Origin of the sequence: Serratia sp. BFP-2025, from assembly GCF_050880365.1 — a bacterium.
GTDB lineage: Bacteria > Pseudomonadota > Gammaproteobacteria > Enterobacterales > Enterobacteriaceae > Serratia > Serratia surfactantfaciens.
This window is the reverse complement of record NZ_JBPAFV010000002.1, coordinates 237,757-252,845: the sequence shown is the minus strand read 5'-3', so window position 1 is coordinate 252,845 and position 15,089 is coordinate 237,757. Positions and strand designations below refer to the sequence as shown.

Here is a 15,089-nt window from a genome sequence, read left to right as displayed (position 1 = left end):
CTCTGCGCCGCTCAGGCCGCGTTACAGGCTTTTAGCCAGGTAATGGCGGGTGTGGCGGTGTGCGTAATCGCCCAGTTCGCCGTAGACCCGGTAGCCCAGTTTTTCGTAGAAGCCTCTGGCCTGGAAATCGAAGGTATCGACATAGGCCATGTGGCAACCGCGTTTGCGGGCTTCTTCTTCGGCCAACTGCATCAGTTGGCGGCCGTAACCGCTTTTGCGGCATTGATCGCCGACCCACAGATACTGCACTTCCAGGCCGCCCCACCAGGTGCGCGCGACCAGGCCGCCGACGATCTGCTGATTGTCGTCGGTAACGGTCAGGAACAACGGGTGAATGTCTACGGGCTGGGTTTTATGGTTGTGAGCCCACAGACTGTCGATAACGAACTCTTCATCCTGCGGGTTGGGTTTGTCGGTGATATTAATATTCATTTTTAATATAATTCCCTGATTTAATTATTCAAAACTGAACTAGGCGTTTTCGCCTTAACCGCTTCTAATATCACTTTCATTAATGTATTTCAAGGGTGGTTTTCACCCTTTTCCGCCAGGTGAGAGGGCGCTTATAGTAGCTGCCACAGGGAGAAGAAAATAGTGAAACAGGCGGTATTAAAACGCTGAAATGCCCTGCTTACACCATCTTTTCCTATCTTGCGCCTCACCAGGGCCCCACCGGGAAAACTGCAGTACTGTATGGCTCCACCGGATAGAGCAAGCTAACTTGCCGACGGGGGAGCCACTTTGTTTTTGCCGCAGCCATTCCACGTTGGCCACTCTCTGTCTCAGATATTAAACACTCTTCTTATCAGAAGATATGAGTCGCAGATGAAAATGCGGCCGATACCTGCCGATCCGCTGATTTAGTCCTCTGATATGACGCCGCGCAGCGCCGGCTCGATGGTGGCGCCCAGCATGGCACCATGCCCTAAGGCGGGCCATTCCCGGTAGCCGACGGCAAGGCCGTTGAGCGGCGCCAGGTGTTCGGCCAGCAAATGCGTCGCGTCCGCCGGCAGCGCGGGGTTCTTTACGCCGGGCGGTGCCGCGCGATCGCGTTCCGCCAGACCAACCCATAATTGCAGACTTGCCGCCAGCGTCGGGCGCCGTTCGATCATCTGTTGCGCTTCCCGCAGGATCATACCCTGCCCCCACCACAGCGAGGGCTCAACGGCGATGTAGCGCTGGAAGGTGGCGGGACGGGTGAATAGCGTGTGCAGAACGAAGAGCCCGCCGTAGGAGTGCCCCCACAGCGTTTGTCGCTGCGGATCGATCGCTATTTTGGCGGCGATCGCCGGTTTGATCTGCGTTTCAATCAACTGCAAGAAGGCATCTGCGCCTCCCACGGCCCGCGGCGGTTTCTTCATGCTTGCCGGCAGAGGGAGCGTATAGTCGTAGGCACGGCCGGCGGCATCGATGCGCAGATCGTTGTCATAGCCGATCATGACCAGCACCGGTGGCCGCTTCGCCGCCGCCAGTTTTGCCAGCAGGGCAGCGTTCAGCTCCATTAGCACCGCATTGCCGTCGAGGAAATAAATCGTTGGATAGCCACCAGGCGCAGGCGCCTGACGCGGCTGAGCGATACGAATGCGATAATGCCGCTCGCCATCGGCGGAGGCGAAGCGCAGATCGCTGAAGCGGTAATCCGTTGAATCGCTATCGGCGACGGTAACGCCGATCTTGCGTTCCAGATCGGGCCTGGCCAGCACGCTGCCCGGCAGCCCAACGCCGATGGCGAGCGCCAGAAGCGCGGAAATAAAATTCCGGTTAGACAATAGCATGCAGGTCAACATCCTCGGAAAAAGTCGATATTAGCACCCGTACGCGCCCGGTAAAAACCTATCCTTTGGATGGGCATTCCGGCGGCGAATTGCGGCCGAAGCCCACAAGCGGGCCGTCAGTCGCTTTGCAGAGTTAATAGCAACCCATTGTTATTATTGGCGAGTACAGGAATAAGAGGGGTTAAAATTAATTAGAAATGGTTATGATTTTTGTGAGGAAGAGAATCTGCGTGAAGGCATGTAAACACAAGGTTATCCAATAATATCAGTGAAAAAAGCCCTATAAAATAGGGCAAAGACACACAACAACACCAGGGAAACTTTCCGGTATCTTATATTATAGCTACCTATACATATAGAACATTTTATTATAAATATGTAAACGATTCTTATTAATGTATTAATGCCATTGTTTTTCAAGCGGTTATGCAGCCTGGCTGAGGTATTGTTCCTGAATCATGTGTTGGGCAGGCAGAGGGGCAGGAGGCTGGGAGCTGTGCTGTAACGGCGGTATGGAACAGGCGGGATCATCGGCCCGATGATCCTTAAGGCAATACCGGCTGGCGGGCTGCAAAAATGCCTGCCGGTATTTCTCCTCAGCGGCTGTCCGCTGAAAATCAGTGCTGTTGCAACGTCAACATCTCGCCAAGTAAAACATCGGTTGGCGGCAGGATATCCGTATCCAACCCGGCGGAAGGGGTAAAGGTCAGCTCGCCGAAAATGATCTGACCTTTGGAAATGTAGAAATCAACGCGAACAAACTCGAAGGGCGTCGACAAGCGTGCGGCATACTCAAACAGCTCGTCGTAACCTTCAGGTTTTACGAAAGCGTCTATCTGTTCCTGGTTTAATGCCTGGCAGTCTTCGCTGTAGCATAGAAACTTGAAATCTTTGTCAAAGAAGTAATATTTTGGCGACCCAGTCTCTCTGCCGACGCACAGCAAGGTGCAGTATGGCACACCGCGGAAGCAATAGATCTTATAGTCTTCAGGTCCGTGGCCATTGGCCGATTCGATATACTTCTCCCCAATGATCTTCTTTTGTATTCCTTTGTAGTTGAGCTCTACATAGGTTTTCCAATAATCATCCCTCATCCAGCCATCGATCAATTTGGCAGCGCTCTTGATATTCAGTAATTTTTTATTCTGGCAAATCAGGTTATATCCGGAACCATGATTCCCTTTGATCACGAACTTATCCGGCAATGAGTCCCACGGGATATCGCTTACTGAGTCACAGGCAAAGTACAATTCATTAAGGATCTCTTCGCACCCTTGATCTTTGATGTACTGTCTTACCGCGTATTTATCCGCGCACTGCTTCACCAACGCATTATGACTATAGCCATTCAACTTCAGGTGATTGATCTTTTCATTCCAGGTAGATGGCGCCTGTAAGTTTAACGGTTTGCCAAATGCCTTTTTGTAGAGCAATCTGGCCTTGAATTCGGGGGCCAATACGGCCAGATTCTTCGTAATAAATTTAATGATTTGTCTTTTCATATACCTGATTCCATCAAAGCGTAGTGACAATGATTAAGACTTAAAGCGCGGGTAACACGCTTTCACTGCGCCATTGCATGGCGGTCGGCGTGGTTCCCAGATCAAATGGCTGGTGATCTAACGCCCGATTAAGAATGCGAGCCGATCGCCACGCCATCAGGCTCAACTGAGGATCGGCAATGCCGTGATTATGCATACTGGCGTTCATGGCGAATAAACAGTTCTCCGCAGGGCCTTCCCACTCAAAGGTAAAATCAGGGGCTATGCGGTATTCGCCGTCGGCAGTGGTCAATAAACGGTGGGCTAAAGGTTCAAGGAACTCTGGCGTCGCCGATTGATAACCGGTAGCAAAGATCACCACGTCCGCCTTGAAGGCTTCCTGGCCATGATCGAGATGATGGTGCGTTTCGAGTTGGTAGGCGTTATCCAGCGTGTGCTTCAAGGCCGTTAGCGAACGGCTGGGCAGCAGGCGCACCCATAATTTCTCGCGCAATACATCGAAGCGGTGGTACATGGCGCGATAAATGGCCAGCAGCGATTCGCTGGTGATGCCGTCTGAGGTCATCTTCTGCTCGGCCAGCATATGCCGCTTGGCCGCGCTATCGAGCGAGTAAAAGCTCTCGACGTAATCAGGCGTGAAATATTCGTTGGCAAAGGCCGCTTCATCAAGCGCGTTGTAATTATTGCGCCGTGATATCCAGTCGAGTTGTTCCGGCTGCCCCCATTCCCCTTTAAAAATATTCAGGAACAGATCCGCGCCGCTCTGGCCACCGCCGACGATCGCCACGCGTTTGCCTGCCAGGTTGGGGTTGCGCAGCATCATTTCGCTGGCATGGAAACAGCGATCGTTTTGCGCCGTCACGCAGTCCGGCAACTTTATTTTCTTACCAATACCTATGCTTACGTGTCTGGCGTGGAATACTGCATTTGAGGTCGTGACCACGAATTGGCGCTCCCGATCGTCAAACTCGACCCGCTGAACGTCTTGATTGAACGCCAACGATCCCATTCCGCTCGCGGCCCAGGTGAGGTAATCGGCGAATTCTTCACGCGACGCGGTGCGCTGTTCCGTTGTCAGGAATCGGTAGAACTTTCTGTTTTTTACCAGATAGTTGAGAAAACTATAGGGGTTGGTTGGGGCAACTGCGCTCACCAAATCTTTTAAAAAGTTGGTCTGCATGCTGCAATCCGCCAGGATCATCCCTGGATGCCAAGAGAAATGAGGTTTGCGTTCAAGGAATTGCCCCGTAAATCCCTCTATTTCACTCCCTAAGGCCGCCAGGCTAAGATTCGACGGGCCAAGGCCAATACCGATGATATCCAAACGCTGATTCATTAATAAGCTCCAGTATAATGAGAATAATACCCAGAAATACGGCTGCAGATGGGGTGGCTCATAGCAACCAGGCTGTCTTTTTCTTATAAGTAAACTTCACGAATTAAATGTGATTAAAAATTGCACGGGTTAAAAATGTCGTATTTTTAAATGTCCGTTTAAAATTCGGTAGCGCATAAGGTAAAGGCTACGGGTGTTTTCTTTCCATGAAAATCCCTATGAAAGCTTGCGTGTGTATTTAATTAATATTCTTAAGTAAGAATCTGATAAACCTGATTCATCACGTCATGAAAACAGTAACCTTGGGGAAGAGGTCAACCGTTCGGGTACCCATCTGTTTTTCTGCTGTATGCGCCAGCCTGCGTTCGTCTGGCATTTCTGAGATCAGGTATTTGTTGCTTAGGATAGCCTTAAAATAGGCACTGGGAAGGTGAAATAACGTGATATTAGAAGCCGGGTGCTTTTTGAAAATATGAAATCAGAAGTGAAATTATAAAATCGATTGGTTTTTATTTCTGTTTTTTAAATAAATTCAATGGGTTGATTTTGTTCCGCTGGGGCGTGGCGCGCCAGTTAACCGGAGTCGAGCCTGGCATTTTTCCCCTGGTTTTTCCTTATTACCGCGCTAAACAGTAAGATTTTACCCACCCGTTGCATAAACCCGTGGGCATGGATTGTTCGCGTTAACTCTTGGGTTTACCTTTTGTTTAACTAATGAGGGCAACGATTGCCAGGGGAGGGTGATTGCTCGAGCCGGCTGCGAAAGATTCTGGTACGGCAACCAGGCTAGCGAGTTCTATCCGACAATCCGTTTGGCCATCGTGACTGGCACTTAACCCGCAGGGCAACCAAGAGGAGAGTCCGGTTAACTCAGTGCATTTCTACTCTTTAGCCAGAGTGAAAAACTGTCGGGCCAGGGTAATGGGTAGACATGCATTATTACTCTGTGTAAGGCAATATATTTAGCTTTATTTTTTATTAAAACTACGGCCTATTCGTAAATAACGCCGTTTGCTGTTCTGCCTCTCTTTCCTCTACTACTCATTTGACTGAGCATGATCAATACACCTTCCGCGTGTAATGAGGAGGGCATTCACTTTTTGGCTAATGGATATGCACGGGAGGAACGGAATTTTTGCGAGAGATTTATTAGCTGAGTAATATTTTTAATAATTCAGATAGCATTATTATTAATCAGAACCTGTACGGTCGGGTAGCGCGAACCCAAAAAGCGAAAAACCCGCCATAGGCGGGTTCTTCTGAATAGGGCGACCGGACTCGGACAACCGGCGCTGGTGCCGTGTTGAACAGCGCTTCAGCGCTGGCCCGCAGGGTGAGGCCTTTGGCCGAATAATCGAACGCAGTTCGATGGAGAGTCCTGTCTCTGAAAAGCAAAAACCCAGCCATAGGCTGGGTTCTCTAAATATGGTGCCCGGACTCGGAATCGAACCAAGGACACGGGGATTTTCAATCCCCTGCTCTACCGACTGAGCTATCCGGGCAACGGGGCGCATTAAACCGTATTGGCCGGATGGCGTCAATCGCTTTCTGTCACAAAGCCGATCGGTTGCTCTATTTTCAGGCAGCGAGCCAGGTGTGGGGTGAGGCAGGCGGCGATTGTCATCCAATAAATATGCATATAAAACGTGTATTTATACCGTAAAGGAAATGGGTTTATATATAATTCTATTTAAATAACAGCGTATTAAGGTTTAATCAACGGACGCTCAATCAAGATGACTCTTGCTTGAACCCCGCAGCGAATCATGCAATCATTGCGCAAATTTTAGCACTCTCCGTTCCCTGACGGTGTTCACGCTTCTTATAAGTCAGAGGGTTATTGGCATGACTGGTTTTGTCGCTCAAACGCTTTCGTGCTCCAGACATCTGACGCCGCCACCGTTCCGTCGCTGCTTCCTCCGTACGTCATCCGTCCGAATACGCCTGCCGGCCATGCGGTAAGCCCGCCTGATGCTCGCTGTTAGGCATGCGTAAAGCCAGCGCTGCGGCCCTGATTTTACTGATGCCTGTCGGACGCTGCCCAGATCAGTTCCTCCGATAACCGTCACGATCCCCGATCATGAGGCGGTCACGCACGTCGCTTATGCTGCCGTGCCCGGGCATCGCTTTTGCCGGGATAACCGCGTTATCTCATTACCGTGCCGGTGGCACACCCTCATCCTTCACCGTTTGAGAGTCAGCATGATGAAAGAATTGAAAATCGCGACCAGCGCCAGCCTGGTCGCCACCATTGAGACGCTGCGCCAGATCGTGCGCGTAGAGCAGACGGACTACACCGACGTGGCGGCGGTGGTGGTGTCGGTCGCCGACGTGAACGCCGGCATTCTGGCGCGCTTGCAGGCGACGGGGTTCGACATTCCGACCTTCGTGGCGGTGGAAGGGGACGAGCATCTTTCCCCGGACTATCTGCCGTTCGTCAGTGGGGTGTTCGCGCTGCTGGCCGGCGCCAGCAAGCCGTTCTACATGGCGCAGCTGGAGGCCGCAGCCGATGCCTATGAGCAGGCGCTGCTGCCGCCGTTCTTCAAAACGCTGAAGACCTACGTCGAGATGGAAAATTCTACCTTTGCATGCCCGGGGCACCAGGGCGGCGAGTTTTTCCGCAAGCACCCGGCCGGCCGGCAGTTTTTCGATTTCTACGGTGAAACCCTTTTCCGTTCCGACATGTGCAACGCTGACGTCAAGCTGGGCGATCTGCTGATCCATGAAGGCTCGGCCAAAGATGCGCAGAAGCACGCGGCGCGGGTGTTCAACGCCGATAAAACCTACTTCGTGCTCAACGGTACCTCGGCGGCCAACAAGGTGGTGACCAACGCGCTGCTGACCCGCGGCGATCTGGTGCTGTTCGATCGCAACAACCACAAATCCAACCACCACGGGGCGCTGATCCAGGCCGGTGCTACGCCGGTCTATCTGGAAACCGCCCGCAACCCGTTCGGCTTTATCGGCGGCATCGATGCGCACTGCTTCGACGAACGTTACCTGCGCGAGCAGATCCGCGAAGTAGCGCCGGAGAAGGCTGCGGCAGCGCGGCCGTTCCGGCTGGCTATCATTCAGCTCGGCACCTACGACGGCACGATTTACAACGCTCGCCAGGTGATCGACACCATCGGCCACCTGTGCGATTACATTCTGTTCGACTCCGCCTGGGTGGGCTACGAGGGTTTTATTCCGATGCTGAAAGAGTGCTCGCCGCTGCTGCTGGAGCTGGACGAGCACGATCCGGGCATCTTCGTCACTCAGTCGGTGCATAAGCAGCAGGCGGGGTTCTCGCAGACGTCGCAGATCCATAAGAAAGACGACCATATCAAAGGGCAAAAGCGCCACTGCAACCATAAGCATCTGAACAATGCGTTTATGCTGCATGCGTCGACCAGTCCGTTCTATCCGCTGTTCGCCGCGCTGGACGTCAACGCCAAGATGCACGCCGGCCCCGCCGGGCGCCGCATGTGGATGGACTGCGTCAAGCTGGGCATCGAGACGCGCAAACAGCTGCTCAAGCGCTGTTCCCAACTGAAACCGTTTATTCCGCAGCAGGTGGCGGGCAAAGATTGGCAGGATCACGATACCGATCTGATCGCCAACGACGCGCGTTTCTTCACCTTTGTGCCGGGGGAAACGTGGCACGGCTTTGAAGGCTATGCCCAGGATCAGTATTTGGTCGATCCGTGCAAGCTGCTGCTGACTACGCCGGGTATTGACGCCGCGACCGGCCAATACACCGCGTTCGGCGTGCCGGCCACCATTCTGGCCAACTTCCTGCGCGAGAACGGCATCGTGCCGGAGAAGTGCGATCTCAATTCGATCCTGTTCCTGCTGACCCCGGCGGAGAACCCGGCCAAGATGGAGCAACTGGTGGAGATGCTGGCGCAGTTCGAACGCTATGTTGAAGAAGATGCGCCGCTGAGCGTGGTGCTGCCGACGGTGTACCGCAAGAACGAGCAGCGTTATCGCGGCTACAGCATTCGCCGGCTGTGTCAGGAGATGCACGATCTGTACGTCAGCTTTGACGTCAAACAGCTGCAAAAAGAGATGTTCCGTCAGGATCATTTCCCGCCGGTGGTGATGAACCCGCAGGACGCCAACGTGGAGTTTATCCGCGACAACGTCGAGCTGGTGCCGATCGGCCAGGCTGCAGGGCGCATCGCGGCGGAAGGGGCCTTGCCGTATCCGCCGGGCGTGCTGTGCGTGGTGCCGGGTGAAGTGTGGGGCGGGGCGGTGCAGCGCTACTTCCTGGCGCTGGAGGAGGGCATCAACCGCCTGCCGGGCTTCTCGCCGGAGCTGCAGGGGGTCTACATCGAGAAGAAAGATCACGGCTGGAAGCGCATCTTCGGCTATATGATCAAGCAGTAAAAAAAGGGCCGGTTCGCACCGGCCCTTCTCATTTATCCACGCGGGAAGCGTTACTTTCTGCGGTAGCTCTTCTGTGCGGTATTCACTTTCACCAGATAGCGGCGCGACTCGGCGGCCGGGTGTTTGGTGGTCAGCGTTTGGTACACGTCGCCCGGCTGCATGCCGTTGATGATGCCCACCGCGCGCGTTCTGTCGCTGGAGAACACCCGCAGCACGCTGCCTGCGCCGCCGTTGTAGGCGGTGATCACCGCATAGCGGCGCGAGGTCGGGTTCTGAATGCCGCCCAGGTAGTTGTTCTGCAGGATTGCCAGATAGGCGGTGCCGGTGTCGATGTTGTTCTCCGGATCGAACAGGTAGCTGCGGCTCGGCACGCCCCACTTGCCGCGCATCTGGAAGACGTCCTTGCCGGCGCTATGCTGCATGACCTGCATCAGGCCTAGTGCGTCAGAACCGCTCACCGCATACGGGTTGAAGCTCGATTCGGTCTGCATGATCGCCAGAATCAGTGACTCGTCCACGCCGTATTTTTCCGACGCCTTGCGCACCATCGGCAGGTATTTGTGCGCACGTTTGTCCAGGTGGTTAGGTACCAGCTGGATGGTGACCGAGTAGATCACGTGCAGGCCGGAGGTGCGTTTTTGCAGCTTGGTCTGCAGCAGATAATCGGCGAAGTGCGCCGCGCGCCATTCCCAGCGGATCGGCGCGCCTTTGTTATCCAGCACCTGGCCATACAGGAACGGCTCTTTGCTGATCTGGATATCGTTGGCGTCGGAATAGAGATCGATGGAGCCCGGATCGTCACCCATCAGCAGCGTGCTGATGATCGCCTGGCGCAGATGCGCGGCCGGATCGGTGGTGGCGATGGTCTCGACGGTAATGGCGCCGGTGTCGAAGTTGATGTGGCTGCGGGTTTGGTATTGGTCGGTGTACTTGACGTAGTCTTTTGGCCCGGCGATCAGAACTTCGTTCAGACCCCAGATGTTCTCGATGTTGTGGGCGAATTGGCCCATCAGAATGTCGAAGCCGTTGGTATCTTTGATCCAGGCTTCGTTGATTTCTTCACTTTTTTTGCCGGAACAGGAGATCAGCAAAGGCGCTATTACGAGCAAAGCTAAAATTTTCTTCATCTTAAAGCCGTTTGGAAGAAGTATAAGAGGATTGAAGCGGGCCAGCGCCTGGCCCCAACAGCGTTATTCGCTCGGCGGCGTATAGCCTTCGATGTGCACGTCGTGTCCTTCGAACAGGAACTTGATCATTTCCTCTTCCAGCAGCTTGCGGTCGTCCACGTTCATCATGTTCAGCTTCTTCTCGTTGATCAGCATGGTCTGCTTCTTCATCCACTCGCCCCAGGCCTCCTTGGAGATCTCGTTGTAGATGCGTTTGCCGACGTCGCCCGGATAAAGCTGGAAATCCTGGCCTTCGGTGTCGCGCTGCAGGAAAGTACAAAAAATGGTGCGGCTCATGCTAATTCCTCATCGATGGCGCTATCGCCATATAAGTTTTGTTGGATCGGGGGCTGCTTCGCCAGCTGTTGCAACAGGCGATCCACCGGCGCTGCCAGCCCGACCGATGGCGGCTGCGCTAAGTTATACCAGAGACCTGCGCCCTCATCCATGCCGCTGCCCGCCGCATCGAGCGACAGCCACATCGGCACGATATCGAGATGGAAATGGCTGAACGTGTGGCGAAACGCGGTCAACTGCTCGAGGCGCTTGCCTTTCAGACCGCGCTGCTGCAGCCAGAGTTCCAAATCCACGCGCGCGCTGAACTGCGGGAAGCAGAACAGGCCGCCCCACAGGCCCACCGCCGGGCGTTGTTCCAGCCACACGCGGTCGCCGTGCTGCAGCAACAAGAAATAAGCGGTTTTTTCCGGTAGGGTCTGCTTGGGTTTCTTGCCGGGGTAGTTGGCCCAGCTGTGATTGGCGTAAGACAGGCAGCCGACGTTGAGCGGGCAGAGTTCACACTTGGGTTTGGAGCGGGTGCAGACCATGGCGCCCAGATCCATCATCGCCTGGTTGAACTGGCCGACGCCCTGTGCCGGGGTGACCTCTTCGCTGATTTTCCACAGCCGGTTTTCGACCTCTTTCTTGCCCGGCCAGCCTTCTACCGCGTAGCAGCGGGCCAGCACGCGCTTCACGTTGCCGTCGAGGATCGGATAGTGTTGGCCCAGCGCCAACGACAGCACCGCGCCGGCGGTGGAGCGGCCGACGCCCGGCAAATCGGCGATTTCTTCGAAGGTTGTCGGGAACTCGCCGCCGTGCTGTGAGACAATGGTCTGCGCCGCCTTGTGCAGGTTGCGGGCGCGGGCGTAATAGCCGAGACCGGTCCATAGATGCAACACTTCGTCCAGCGGGGCTTCCGCCAGCGCACGCACGTTGGGAAAACGAGCCATAAAGCGCTGAAAATAAGGAATGACGGTGGCAACCTGAGTCTGTTGCAACATCACCTCGGATAGCCATACTTGATAGGCGGTTTTCTCCAGCTGCCACGGCAGGGTTTTGCGGCCGTAGCGCTGGTACCAGTCAAGCACCACCTGTGCGAATTGTTGTGCTTGCATCATGAGCAGAGTCGTTATCCGGCAGAAAATGAAGCGAGATTGCAGCATAGAGTCATGATGCTGTAAACCGGAACTTTCCGACGCCGCACGGCGGGTACAGAAGATGAACACTTGCTAAACCAATGTATCTTTGCATAATGCGCGTTTCCCTAATTGGCAGCCAAACAGACAGAAAGCACTATGATTAATGACGTCATCTCCCCGGAATTTGATGAGAACGGCCGCGCGATGCGCCGTATCCGCAGTTTTGTCCGCCGCCAGGGGCGGCTGACCAAAGGCCAGCAGCACGCGCTGGAGAACTATTGGCCGGTGATGGGCGTGGAGTATCAGGCTGAAGCTGTCGATCTCGCCGCACTGTTTGGCCGCGAAGCGCCGACGGTGCTGGAGATCGGTTTTGGCATGGGCGCCTCGCTGGTGACCATGGCGGGCAACAACCCGCAGCAGAACTTTTTAGGGATTGAGGTGCACTCGCCGGGCGTGGGCGCCTGCCTGGCCGACGCCCACGAGGCGGAGCTGAGCAACCTGCGCGTGATGTGTCACGACGCGGTTGAAGTGCTGGAAAACATGATCCCGGACGGCTCGCTGGACATGGTGCAGCTGTTCTTCCCCGATCCGTGGCACAAGGCGCGCCACAACAAGCGCCGCATCGTGCAAACGCCGTTTGTCGAACTGGTACTGCGCAAACTGAAGACCGGCGGCGTCTTCCACATGGCCACCGATTGGCAACCTTATGCGGAACATATGTTAGAGGTTATGAACGGGGTTGCAGGCTATCGTAATCTTTCCAGCGATGATGATTACGTGCCGCGTCCGGATTCACGCCCGCTGACGAAATTTGAATTACGCGGCCAGCGCCTGGGACATGGCGTTTGGGACTTGATGTTTGAGAGGAAAGAATAATGGCTAAGAACCGCAGTCGTCGTTTACGTAAAAAATTGCACATTGAAGAGTTTCAGGAGCTGGGTTTCTCCGTAGCCTGGCGCTTCGCCGAAGGCACGTCGGTGGAAGACATCGACAGCACGCTGGATACCTTCATCGATGAAGTGATCGAGCCGAACGGTCTGGCGTTTGACGGCAGCGGCTACCTGCAGTGGGAAGGTCTGATCTGCCTGCAGAAGATCGGCCACTGCACCGACGAGCAGCGCGAACTGGTGAAAAACTGGCTGGAAGCGCGCAAACTGACCGACGTTAAGGTCAGCGATCTGTTCGATATCTGGTGGGATTGATCGCGCTTGCCCGATGAGCGCGGCTTCGCGCCGCGCCGTTTTATTGATCTAAGGTGCCTTAACGGCGCCTTTGTTTTGCCCGGAGTGTGACCGAGGTGGTAACAACATTGGATAACGCGTTGCTGGAGGAGATCCTGCAACAGGTGCGCCCGCTGATTGGCCAGGGGAAAGTGGCCGACTACATCCCTGCGTTGGCAGAAGTGCCCGCCGACCGGTTGGCGATCGCCGTTTGCACGGTGGACGGTGAACTGTTCCAGGCCGGCGACGCCGCGGAGCGCTTCTCTATCCAGTCGATCTCTAAAGTGCTGAGCCTGACGCTGGCGCTGACGCGCTATCAGGAGCCTGAGATCTGGCGGCGCGTGGGCAAAGAGCCTTCCGGCCTGCCGTTCAACTCGCTGCTGCAGCTGGAGATGGAGCAGGGCAAACCGCGCAATCCGTTTATCAACCCCGGTGCGCTGGTGGTGTGCGACATGCTGCAAACCCGGCTCAGCGCCCCCAAACAGCGCATGCTGGAGGTGGTGCGTCAGTTGGCCGGCGAAGACGATCTGGCCTATGACCTGCGGGTGGCGCGCTCCGAGTTCGAACACTCCGATCGCAATGCGGCCATCGCCTATCTGATGAAGTCGTTCGGCAACTTCGAAAACGACGTGATCACCGTGCTGCAAACCTATTTCCACTACTGCGCGCTGCGCATGAGCTGCGTGGAACTGGCGCGCAGCTTCGTCTATCTGGCTAACCACGGCCGCGATCTCAGCGGCGAGGCGGTGATCAGCCCGCTGCAGGCCCGGCAGATCAACGCCCTGATGATGACCAGCGGCATGTACGACGGCGCCGGCGAATTCGCCTATCGGGTGGGGATGCCTGGCAAGTCCGGCGTGGGCGGCGGCATCGTGGCCATCGTGCCGGATGAGCTGTCGATCGTCGTCTGGTCGCCGGAGCTGGATGCATCCGGCAACTCGTTGGCGGGAACTGCGGCGCTGGAACTGTTGTCTCAACGTATCGGTCGTTCGATTTTTTAATCCCAATCTGGATGGGAGTCAGGAGAAGCTATGTTGAAGAAAACCGGGTTAGCCTTACTGCTGCTGGCGGCGACTGCCGCGCAGGCCCACGCCGAGTACCAATGCAGCGTTAAACCCCAGGACGATGTGATCATCAGCCCGCAAAGCGTGCAGGTGAAAGGCGCCAGCGGCGACCTGCAAATCTCGCCGGACGGCGACGTGATCCGCAACGGCCAGGCGCTGAGCCTGAACGACAGCCAGCGGCAGAAAGCCTTCAGTTACCAGAGCGCGCTGCGCAAGCAGCTGCCGTGGATCGACGACGGCGCGCAGAAACACCTGGAGAAAGCCCGCTCGGCGCTGGATAAGGTGATTGTCAAAGAGCTGGGCAGCAACAGCAACGTGCGCAACCGCCTGACCACCCTGAATGGCCAGCTGAAACAGCAAATGAACCGTATCATCGAGCACCGCAGCGACGGCCTGACCTTCCACCACAAGGCGATCGACCAGGTGGAACAGGACGGCCGCAACATCGTGCAGCAGAGCATGGGCGGCGTGCTGCAGGACAGCCTGAACGAGATGGGCGTCAAACAGGCTGCCAACAGCGGCGGCAACCCGCTGCAGGCGATCATGGGCAACCTGGGTGGCTTGCAGAAGGCGATCCAGAACGAGTGGAACAACCAGGAGCAGGACTTCCAGAACTTCGGCCACGATGTGTGCAACCGCGTCACCGCACTGGAAACTCAGCGCAAGGATCTGCTGAAGGCGTTGAAATGATTTAAGAACCTTCTCGGTAGTCTGTTTTTTGACCTTCTGAAGCTTATCTGACAGACTGGTTAAACTACGTACAGATTTATGGATGTTGACGGAGGACGCTATGAGCCATACACGCTACGAAACCGATGTTGTTGCCTGGGCAAATGAACAGGCCGCTCTTTTGCGCTCCGGAAAATTGTCTGAGATCGATATTGAAAAGATCGCCGAGGAGATTGAGGACGTGGGGAAGAGCGAGCAAAGGGAACTTGCTAGCCGGATGACGGTGCTGATTGCACATTTGCTTAAATGGAAATATCAGCTGGCCAGGCGCGGAACCAGCTGGGAGAGAACGATTAAAGCGCAGCGTAAAGAGGTGCTTTACAGCTTGAAAGAGTCGCCTAGCCTAAAAGGTAAACTGGGCGATGCTGATTGGCTGGATGTCGTCTGGTCGAAGGCCGTTGCGCTCGCTACGGCCGAAACTGGGCTGGATGTCTATCCGGAAAACGGCATCTGGGAAACTCAGCAGATTCTGTCTCAGACGTTTTACCCGGATTAACACCAATAAAAAGCG

13 protein-coding genes and 1 tRNA gene are annotated in these 15,089 nt (G+C 55.2%); 6 read left to right on the top strand and 8 right to left on the bottom strand.

All coding sequences use genetic code 11. From position 1 onward, the window contains the following. Positions 1 to 21 precede the first annotated feature (21 nt). The 5 genes from ACRAWE_RS16660 to ACRAWE_RS16640 form a co-directional block, all read right to left on the bottom strand. Positions 22 to 432, bottom strand: coding sequence for a GNAT family N-acetyltransferase (locus tag ACRAWE_RS16660; protein WP_019453029.1), 411 nt, complete (start codon positions 430 to 432; stop codon positions 22 to 24). A 428-nt stretch (positions 433 to 860) separates the two neighbouring features. After that, a complete protein-coding gene (locus tag ACRAWE_RS16655; RefSeq protein WP_154747328.1) occupies positions 861 to 1,775 on the bottom strand; it encodes an alpha/beta hydrolase in 915 nt (304 codons plus the stop codon). Between the two features lie 617 nt (positions 1,776 to 2,392). Then, positions 2,393 to 3,277 carry an ATP-grasp fold amidoligase family protein gene (locus ACRAWE_RS16650; RefSeq protein WP_063918747.1) on the bottom strand — a complete coding sequence of 295 codons (885 nt, stop codon included), beginning with the start codon at positions 3,275 to 3,277 and terminating at the stop codon, positions 2,393 to 2,395. Between the two features lie 40 nt (positions 3,278 to 3,317). Next, positions 3,318 to 4,613 (bottom strand): lysine N(6)-hydroxylase/L-ornithine N(5)-oxygenase family protein, encoded by a 1,296-nt coding sequence (locus ACRAWE_RS16645; RefSeq protein ID WP_063918748.1) that lies wholly within the window; start codon positions 4,611 to 4,613, stop codon positions 3,318 to 3,320. 1,426 nt (positions 4,614 to 6,039) lie between these two features. Further along, positions 6,040 to 6,115, bottom strand: a tRNA-Phe gene (locus ACRAWE_RS16640). 703 nt (positions 6,116 to 6,818) lie between these two features. Here ACRAWE_RS16640 and speF point away from each other — a divergent pair. Continuing rightward, positions 6,819 to 8,984, top strand: a complete 2,166-nt coding sequence (speF, locus tag ACRAWE_RS16635; RefSeq protein ID WP_154747826.1) for an ornithine decarboxylase SpeF — start codon at positions 6,819 to 6,821, stop codon at positions 8,982 to 8,984. A gap of 50 nt (positions 8,985 to 9,034) precedes the next feature. Here the strand turns inward: speF and mltC are convergent, their stop codons facing one another. From mltC to mutY, 3 genes are all read right to left on the bottom strand, one after another. Beyond that, positions 9,035 to 10,111 (bottom strand): membrane-bound lytic murein transglycosylase MltC, encoded by a 1,077-nt coding sequence (gene mltC, locus ACRAWE_RS16630; protein ID WP_198636826.1) that lies wholly within the window; start codon positions 10,109 to 10,111, stop codon positions 9,035 to 9,037. Between the two features lie 63 nt (positions 10,112 to 10,174). Further along, complete coding sequence (locus ACRAWE_RS16625; RefSeq protein ID WP_428949478.1) at positions 10,175 to 10,447, bottom strand: oxidative damage protection protein; 273 nt, start codon at positions 10,445 to 10,447, stop codon at positions 10,175 to 10,177. Then, entirely contained in the window at positions 10,444 to 11,544 is a 1,101-nt protein-coding gene (gene mutY, locus ACRAWE_RS16620) for an A/G-specific adenine glycosylase (RefSeq protein ID WP_230329026.1), read from the bottom strand. The genes ACRAWE_RS16625 and mutY overlap by 4 nt, the downstream gene beginning before the upstream one ends. 177 nt (positions 11,545 to 11,721) lie before the next feature. Here mutY and trmB point away from each other — a divergent pair, with 177 nt between their 5' ends. From trmB to ACRAWE_RS16595, 5 genes are all read left to right on the top strand, one after another. Further along, the gene (gene trmB / locus ACRAWE_RS16615) at positions 11,722 to 12,441 is read left to right on the top strand and encodes a tRNA (guanosine(46)-N7)-methyltransferase TrmB (protein ID WP_432525631.1); all 720 of its coding nucleotides are present in this window, start codon (positions 11,722 to 11,724) and stop codon (positions 12,439 to 12,441) included. After that, the gene (locus ACRAWE_RS16610) at positions 12,441 to 12,767 is read left to right on the top strand and encodes a YggL family protein (RefSeq protein WP_019456098.1); all 327 of its coding nucleotides are present in this window, start codon (positions 12,441 to 12,443) and stop codon (positions 12,765 to 12,767) included. The genes trmB and ACRAWE_RS16610 overlap by 1 nt, the downstream gene beginning before the upstream one ends. A 95-nt stretch (positions 12,768 to 12,862) precedes the next feature. Further along, positions 12,863 to 13,786 (top strand): glutaminase B, encoded by a 924-nt coding sequence (glsB, locus tag ACRAWE_RS16605; RefSeq protein WP_004937414.1) that lies wholly within the window; start codon positions 12,863 to 12,865, stop codon positions 13,784 to 13,786. Positions 13,787 to 13,816: 30 nt separating this feature from the next. Continuing rightward, positions 13,817 to 14,539 carry a DUF2884 domain-containing protein gene (locus ACRAWE_RS16600; protein WP_060441034.1) on the top strand — a complete coding sequence of 241 codons (723 nt, stop codon included), beginning with the start codon at positions 13,817 to 13,819 and terminating at the stop codon, positions 14,537 to 14,539. A gap of 100 nt (positions 14,540 to 14,639) precedes the next feature. After that, positions 14,640 to 15,074, top strand: coding sequence for a DUF29 domain-containing protein (locus tag ACRAWE_RS16595; protein WP_211129702.1), 435 nt, complete (start codon positions 14,640 to 14,642; stop codon positions 15,072 to 15,074). The last annotated feature ends 15 nt before the right edge of the window (positions 15,075 to 15,089 follow it).

Coding starts and splice junctions, on each gene's coding strand:
- ACRAWE_RS16660 (WP_019453029.1), bottom strand. CDS start 432: ATGAATATTAATATCACCGACAAACCCAACCCGCAGGATGAAGAGTTC.
- ACRAWE_RS16655 (WP_154747328.1), bottom strand. CDS start 1,775: ATGCTATTGTCTAACCGGAATTTTATTTCCGCGCTTCTGGCGCTCGCC.
- ACRAWE_RS16650 (WP_063918747.1), bottom strand. CDS start 3,277: ATGAAAAGACAAATCATTAAATTTATTACGAAGAATCTGGCCGTATTG.
- ACRAWE_RS16645 (WP_063918748.1), bottom strand. CDS start 4,613: ATGAATCAGCGTTTGGATATCATCGGTATTGGCCTTGGCCCGTCGAAT.
- speF (WP_154747826.1), top strand. CDS start 6,819: ATGAAAGAATTGAAAATCGCGACCAGCGCCAGCCTGGTCGCCACCATT.
- mltC (WP_198636826.1), bottom strand. CDS start 10,111: ATGAAGAAAATTTTAGCTTTGCTCGTAATAGCGCCTTTGCTGATCTCC.
- ACRAWE_RS16625 (WP_428949478.1), bottom strand. CDS start 10,447: ATGAGCCGCACCATTTTTTGTACTTTCCTGCAGCGCGACACCGAAGGC.
- mutY (WP_230329026.1), bottom strand. CDS start 11,544: ATGATGCAAGCACAACAATTCGCACAGGTGGTGCTTGACTGGTACCAG.
- trmB (WP_432525631.1), top strand. CDS start 11,722: ATGATTAATGACGTCATCTCCCCGGAATTTGATGAGAACGGCCGCGCG.
- ACRAWE_RS16610 (WP_019456098.1), top strand. CDS start 12,441: ATGGCTAAGAACCGCAGTCGTCGTTTACGTAAAAAATTGCACATTGAA.
- ACRAWE_RS16600 (WP_060441034.1), top strand. CDS start 13,817: ATGTTGAAGAAAACCGGGTTAGCCTTACTGCTGCTGGCGGCGACTGCC.
- ACRAWE_RS16595 (WP_211129702.1), top strand. CDS start 14,640: ATGAGCCATACACGCTACGAAACCGATGTTGTTGCCTGGGCAAATGAA.